Below are 6727 nucleotides of genomic sequence, written 5' to 3'. Positions count from 1 at the left end.
AATATTTCAATTTTACCAGTATTGGCATTTTCAATAGTTATTATTTTATTTTTGTAATCTATATCCTTAACAATACCTTGCTGCTTTGCTTCCCTTGGATCAATAAAAGTCCATTCTCCACCCTCAGGTATTGAACTTTCTTCCTCAGTAAGTTCTATTGTTCCCTCTTTAGATTCTTCGGATATTTCTTTAGTAGGTTCTATTGTTTCTTCATTAGTTTCTTCTGCTATTTGTTTTTTAAAAAATATATCTTTTAGCGGAGTGTAAAGATAAAGAATTGTAAATAGAATTATTAAAATAATAGCTATAAATACAATTTTTACTAGAATATTTTCTACTTTATTATTTTTAAATTCTATTTTTTCAGGTTCTTTATTATTATTCATTGTTATTAACTATTTAAAATTTGCTATTGACTATTTATATTTTTTAGGGAATATCCATCTTTAAATGCTTATAAAAATTAATATTCTTATATCTATTTCACTTCTCTTATTCTTGCTGAGCCCTCAACAACAACATTTGTTGAGCTTATTCCAGCTATTTTTGCAAAATAAAGGGGAATATTAGCTGTTGATTTAACATATACTATTTCTGGATTTACATTACTATTTACTGGACCGAATCTTACACTTACTTCATCTAAGCTACCACCAAATTTGTTATTGAAATTATATAGAACCCAGTCTATTGCATAATTAGCGTATCCTGACCTAACTACTACATCACCAGTGATTTGAGTTTGTTCTAAATCCAAGTATTTTGAAACCTCTATTGCTGCTATGTCTGATGCTTTAAGTAGTTCTGATCTTGCAGCAAAAAGCATGCTCATATCTACTGCTAAAGCAGCTATCAATAGAAAAATAGGTATCATAATAACTGATATTATTGCGTATGAACCTCTTTCATATTTAATTTGTTTTATTAAAAATTTTTTCATATATTTTAATTCTAAAGTGCTTTTTAATATTTAAATTCTTAAATATCTTTTAAATACTTAATTTTTAATATGCATTAAATCTTAAATACTTCTTATGTTTTTATATATTTAAGTATTTTTTACAAACTTAAATACTTTTATAATACCTTATAACTAAAATTTTTAATTGTTTAAATATTTAAGGTTTTTCAGTAAGTGTCATGGTTGATTCACCTATTACAGTAAAAGAACCGCCACTTGATGGAAAGAGAGCATTTCCGAACATTATCGGAACATCATAAGAAACATTTACTGTTATAGTATCTTCTGGAGTAATTCCTGTAATTGATATATCTTTACTCATCCTACCACTAGTCCAGCCAGGAAGTACTTTAACAATATAATCATCAACAGCACTTGATGCAACATCAACAGAATTTAAAGGATCTGGTGTAATAGAACCTGCTCTTGCACCCTCAAAAGCTGCTGTTTCAACAATGTTATTTGCAAGCAATATGTATCCAAACTGGACTATTGCAGCAAATATTATTAGAAATATTAATATTGTCAGAGAGAACTCAATTAGTGTTGAGCCTCTCTCATCGTTAAAATTTAATTTTTCCATTCAATTAAACTCCAGACAAAATTAAACGAAATTAATGGAGTAAAATCAATCTTTTTTTAATATTTACTTTTAAAATCAAGCTCTGTATTTAAAGATGAGCTGACTTACTAAGGTGTTGTTGTAGTTTATGGTAATGTTAAAATGTCAGTTATATTTTCAATAAGAAGTATTAACTGATCTCTTAAAGCATATAGAACTGCAACTATTCCAACTATTATTACTGCAGCAATTACAAAATATTCAATTGCTACATCACCTTTTTCATTTTTGATTTTCTTAAAAAATTTTAGAAATAAATTCATTATTAAACTCACTTTTCACCTCCAAATAACATTATATAAATTTGACATAATTTTATTATTTTTATCCATATATTGTTATAACAATTAAAAAGTAAAAAAGTTACTATATTTTAGGTTTCATATTATCCTGTAAATAATTTAAACACTTCCGCAAATACAGGTGCTATCATTATTATCAATATCGGGAAAAAGAAAAATCCCATAATAATCAAGGTTGCAAAAAGGGGAATTCTCTCAACTTTTAACTTTAAATCTGTAGCATTTTTATATCTTATATTTTCAGCTTGCCTAAAAATAGCTTCACTTACGAGCATTCCCAGTTTCTTATTTTGAAATACAGTTTTTATAAGGTTTACAAACTCCTCACACAAACTTTTTTTTGCAGCATTTATATAGCTTTTTTCCTCACCACTACCAGCAGTAAAATTAAAATAACCCTCTTTTAACAGGTCAGTAATTTTACCTTTTGTATTATTTGTTAAGAAATGAACTGATTCGTTAAAATCCATCCCTCCTTCCATCCCTAATGCAACTATCTCTGCTATATAAGGTAATTCATTCTTTATGGTTTTATCCATAATTTTAATTTCTCTTGAAAGTTTGATATCTGGAAGTTTCCATACAACTACTGTGAAGAAAACCATTATAATTATCTTAGGAAATGGTAATCTTATTATGATTGAAAAAATTAGAGCAATGCTAACCAGTATCATTTTTAATGTTATAAAATCACTAAAATTCCTTACTCTATATCCAAAAAATTTAAAATCTTGCAGTTTTTCAAACATGTCATCATATTCTTCTCTATCTGCTGGGCTGGTGTATTTATCAACTAAACTGTATATAAAATTTTTTCTTGTTCTTTTAGTTTCTTTCTCAAGTATTCCTTTTAATCTTGCAGGTTTTAATAGAATGAAAAATGTAATAATAGAAGAAAGTAAACCCAATATAAGTGAAAATATTAAAGTTCTTAAATTCATCTACCACCACCTACGTTTGTCAATTTGTTGAGAATATAAAGACCCATACCTATTGAGATTAATGAGTATGCCATTATCCATAATCCAAGAGAGGTTCTATAGAAATTGATGTATCCTGGATTCATAATAAAAACTAAAATATACATTAAAATTACACCTGAAATTAAAATATTTTTCTGCGCACGAGCATAGGATAGTTTTGCAATAGCTTCAGTTTTTATTCTCTGATTACGCCTTGCAATATCTGCATACCTTTTGAGTATCCTTCCCGTATCCTTTGTACCTATCTTATTAGCTTGAATCATGGCAATGCAGAATATATTTACAAGTCCCCTATCATCAACCCTTTTAGAAAGATTTCTTAAAGAATCTTCTATGGATAGATTTGCACTTGTAACATCATTTACAGTCTCTAATATCTCATCCTTAAGAGGTTGATCAAGTGTCTCAATAGATTGTTTTAGTGCCTCTAATATATTTGGAATAGGACCTAATATTCCACTTAAATCTATTAAGAAACCCTCCATTTGCCTTTCAACCTTTTCTTTTCTCTTCTCCTTTTTATATTTAAGATACCATAGAAAAAGAGCAGGTATAATTAAAGATAAAAGTAATGCTATAAATATTGGAATCTTTGATATTAATAATCCAATTAACATTATGATATACAAAAATAGGATTAAAAAAATAAATTCTTCAACGCTTAATTTCAGCCCCGTTCCCATTAAAAAATTTTCTATACTCTTGCTAAATCTTCCTGTAACTTTTTTTTCTTCTGGTTTTATTACAAGTCTCTTTAGCTTTCTCTCCAATCTCTTTTTTCTTGCAATTCTCAATTCACCCAAAGTAATAACTACTAAAAACGCTGTTATTCCATATAAAATTGAGATAGCAATTATATTCATCTTAAAAGACCTTCCTTGTTATAAAAGTTGAATTTGGTTCTAACTTTTTTTCTAACTCTACAATTTCAGTAATTCTTCTTTTTTCCTTTGCCCCACCCACCAGTTGAATTATTATATCAATGGCTCTATATATCATTACACTCATAGTATTAACTGGAATATTTGACGCAATAATTGCATATGTTCTTAGCCTATTTAATGCATCGACAGGACTACTTGCGTGGATTGTACAAATTGAACCTGGATGACCTGTATTTAAAGTATTTATGAGGGCAAATGCTGCCCGGGGATCTCTTACCTCCCCTAATACTATTCTTTTAGGAGTGAATCTTAGTGTATTTTTAAGAAGTCTATCCTGTGTAACATTTTCAACACCATCTCTATCAGACTCTCTCACCCTGAGATAATCCACATTGTTTCTTCTTAGTTTCAGCTCTGGTGTATCTTCAATTATAGATATTCTCTCATCAGGTGGAACTTCCTTCAATATTGAATTTGCAAGTGTTGTTTTTCCCGTCTCAGTTGAACCTGAAATCAGTATGTTTTTTTTATTTATAATTGCTTCTTTTATGTAATTTTTCATATCTTCAGTCATCATCTCTCGCTTGTAAAGTCCATTCAGTGTCTCATTAAGTAAATTTAGATTCCTTATTGTCATGGCAAGCCTATCAGCAACTGTGGGAAGTGTTATATTTACTCTTGAACCATTATAAAGAATGAGGTCACACATAGGATGGGAAGGAGTTACTGTTTTATTCTTTTGAGCAAGGATTTTATCCTTTATCTTTTCAACTTCCTCGATGTTCTTAAAGTCTGCATGTCTATGTAACTCACCATCCAAAGTATCATAGGTTACTTCCGTGTTTCTTATAAAGATGTTTATTACATCTTCACGATTTATTAAATCCTCTAATATACCAAGCCCAAATATTTCATCAAATACAATCCTTTGAAGAGATTTTATCTCGTCATCATTCAGCATCATTTTTTTTCTGCCTAGATATCTAATTAATTTTTCTTCCAATATCTTTTCAATTTCATCTTTTGTTAAAATATAAGTTTTTACTCTTTCATCATTAGTAATTTCACTCCTTATACTTTCTACAATTTCATCTACTGTTCTACCCCTCACAGTTGCACTGGTATAATCTATTTTCTCTTTATCTTTTAAAATATCCTTCAGGCTCATTTTTTATTTCCCTTTTTAAAAAACAAGAATCTTTTTCTTTTTTCAGGCTTTTTAGCACCAGGATATATTCTTTTTAATATTTTTTCGCACCCCTTTGATATCTTTGTTTCAGGAACTGAGCTTTCTATCCTATTTATTTTGCTCCTATATTTCTTATCATAGCTAATCTTTATACATACTGGAATTTTTAATGCATCACTAATTTGATTAAAACTTATATTGTCACTCTTTGTAGTCTTATTTATTACAGCCCACATCTTATTAGAAAGGTCATATTCAGTCTTTTCAGTAATTAGGTCTATATTTGCTCTTGCTTTTGCTATTGAGGACACCTCAGGTTCGACAATTAATAGAATTAAATCACTCTCGTTCATTATTTGAATTAATAACTTATCTATATATGGACCTAAATCCATAATCATCAGTTTATATATTTTTTTTGCAGTATCAATTACTCCTCTTATCTTCTCAATTTCTTCTATTTCCTCTCCTATTATTGAATCTGGAGGTCCTAATAGTACATCAAATTTTTCACCTTTAATTCTATGTATATAGTAAGTAAGACCTTCTGGATTCATGATTGCTGATACAACATTAATACTCGGATCAAGATCAAGTATTGATGACAGTGAACCAGGATTCCTGTCTATCTCCCACAACAGGGCTTTAATGTCATAGTCTCCGGCAGCTTTAGCAAGATTCAATGCAATAGCTGTTTTACCTACTCCGCCTTTAAATGAAACAATAGATATCATTTTATTTTCCAAATTAATCCCCACTTTCTAACACAACCTTATAAGCCTTACTTGCCTCTAACACTGCAAGATCTTCTGCGATTTTTCTAGGTATTTCAATCAAAATTGTTAATCCATACCTTTCCCCACTTACAAGAATTGAACCTCTTTTCTCATCTTTCTCTAGTATATCAATAATAGGGATCTTATCTGCTACAACCATATTTGTCCCAGAAATTACATTTTCTGATTCTGAGCTTTGCGCTGTATAAGGCGATTTAGAAGCCTTTGTTCTAATAATTGATATGATATCCCCTTTCTTAATGATTTGACTTATTCCGTCTTGATATGAGATATTTAGAGCAAATATTACATTACCTTTCTTTGAAATCTCCTTGTATTCTTTTAATAATTCCTCCCCAACAACTTCCTTTGTTATTTGATCTCCAACTACTCTATCAAACAGCACAACTTTTCCCAACGCGTCCTTTTTACTTCTTAGTGCATTTGGAAGTACATCTCTTGTCATAATACTTTTTTCTATTACATCCTCTTCACCCAAAACTTCACCTTTTTCTATATTTCTCTTAGCTACTAAAACAGGGTTTCTTTTTTGAGATTCAGTTAACAACAGATATGAGGCAATACTCACAAGTATTAGTGCTGCAATAGATAAAATTAAAGTTCTTCTGTTAAACAAATTTCCTCCTAATTATTTTTAATTTTAAAATCTTTATTAATTTTTCTTAATTTTTACATCTTATCTTATGAATTTGAGATTTTTATTAATAAAGTGTAGGTTTAATAATTATCCTCTTCTTATTTCCTCTTTTTTCTTGTCCATTCTTCTTTGAATATAATCATCTAAACTATCTGAAGGAACTCTCCACGGGCTCCTGATTCCATTTCTTAGTTGGAATCCTTTTAATTTACCTGATTTTAAAAGTTTCCAAACATTATCTACAGTAAGCTGCAGTATTCTTGCTACTTGTTCTGCTGTATAAAGAATTGGAGCTCCTAAAACATCCTTCTCTGAACCAATTCTTTCAAAGAATCCGTCAATGTCTTCTTTT

At 29.4% G+C, this 6727-nt stretch carries 10 protein-coding genes; all 10 read right to left on the bottom strand.

Annotated elements, in window-relative coordinates:
* On the bottom strand, positions 1-386 hold a 386-nt coding region (locus KKC53_06645), incomplete at its 3' end, for a hypothetical protein (GenBank protein MBU2598825.1).
* A 92-nt stretch (positions 387-478) separates the two neighbouring features.
* Positions 479-940, bottom strand: a complete 462-nt coding sequence (locus KKC53_06640; GenBank protein MBU2598824.1) for a Tad domain-containing protein — start codon at positions 938-940, stop codon at positions 479-481.
* Positions 941-1118: 178 nt separating this feature from the next.
* Complete coding sequence (locus KKC53_06635; protein ID MBU2598823.1) at positions 1119-1544, bottom strand: pilus assembly protein; 426 nt, start codon at positions 1542-1544, stop codon at positions 1119-1121.
* Between the two features lie 125 nt (positions 1545-1669).
* On the bottom strand, positions 1670-1858 hold the full coding sequence (locus KKC53_06630) for a hypothetical protein (GenBank protein ID MBU2598822.1): 189 nt from the start codon (positions 1856-1858) through the stop codon (positions 1670-1672).
* Positions 1859-1968: 110 nt separating this feature from the next.
* Positions 1969-2826 carry a type II secretion system F family protein gene (locus KKC53_06625; GenBank protein ID MBU2598821.1) on the bottom strand — a complete coding sequence of 286 codons (858 nt, stop codon included), beginning with the start codon at positions 2824-2826 and terminating at the stop codon, positions 1969-1971.
* Complete coding sequence (locus KKC53_06620; protein ID MBU2598820.1) at positions 2823-3731, bottom strand: type II secretion system F family protein; 909 nt, start codon at positions 3729-3731, stop codon at positions 2823-2825. The genes KKC53_06625 and KKC53_06620 overlap by 4 nt, the downstream gene beginning before the upstream one ends.
* Before the next feature lies 1 nt (position 3732).
* Entirely contained in the window at positions 3733-4920 is a 1188-nt protein-coding gene (gene tadA, locus KKC53_06615) for a Flp pilus assembly complex ATPase component TadA (GenBank protein MBU2598819.1), read from the bottom strand.
* On the bottom strand, positions 4917-5687 hold the full coding sequence (locus KKC53_06610; GenBank protein ID MBU2598818.1) for an AAA family ATPase: 771 nt from the start codon (positions 5685-5687) through the stop codon (positions 4917-4919). The genes tadA and KKC53_06610 overlap by 4 nt, the downstream gene beginning before the upstream one ends.
* Position 5688: 1 nt before the next feature.
* Entirely contained in the window at positions 5689-6354 is a 666-nt protein-coding gene (locus tag KKC53_06605; protein ID MBU2598817.1) for a hypothetical protein, read from the bottom strand.
* A 108-nt stretch (positions 6355-6462) separates the two neighbouring features.
* The coding region (locus tag KKC53_06600) for a helix-turn-helix domain-containing protein (GenBank protein MBU2598816.1) at positions 6463-6727 on the bottom strand (265 nt) is incomplete at its 5' end.

It is taken from the genome of Actinomycetota bacterium (assembly GCA_018830725.1).
Lineage (GTDB): Bacteria > Actinomycetota > Humimicrobiia > JAHJRV01 > JAHJRV01 > JAHJRV01.
The sequence above is the reverse complement of the archived record's forward strand: the minus strand, read 5'-3'. Positions and strand labels throughout refer to the sequence as shown.

What these genes read in the sequence shown, in the direction of transcription:
- KKC53_06625 (MBU2598821.1), bottom strand. Translation starts at nt 2,826, where the DNA reads ATGAATTTAAGAACTTTAATATTTTCACTTATATTGGGTTTACTTTCT.
- tadA (MBU2598819.1), bottom strand. Translation starts at nt 4,920, where the DNA reads ATGAGCCTGAAGGATATTTTAAAAGATAAAGAGAAAATAGATTATACC.
- KKC53_06635 (MBU2598823.1), bottom strand. Translation starts at nt 1,544, where the DNA reads ATGGAAAAATTAAATTTTAACGATGAGAGAGGCTCAACACTAATTGAG.
- KKC53_06620 (MBU2598820.1), bottom strand. Translation starts at nt 3,731, where the DNA reads ATGAATATAATTGCTATCTCAATTTTATATGGAATAACAGCGTTTTTA.
- KKC53_06640 (MBU2598824.1), bottom strand. Translation starts at nt 940, where the DNA reads ATGAAAAAATTTTTAATAAAACAAATTAAATATGAAAGAGGTTCATAC.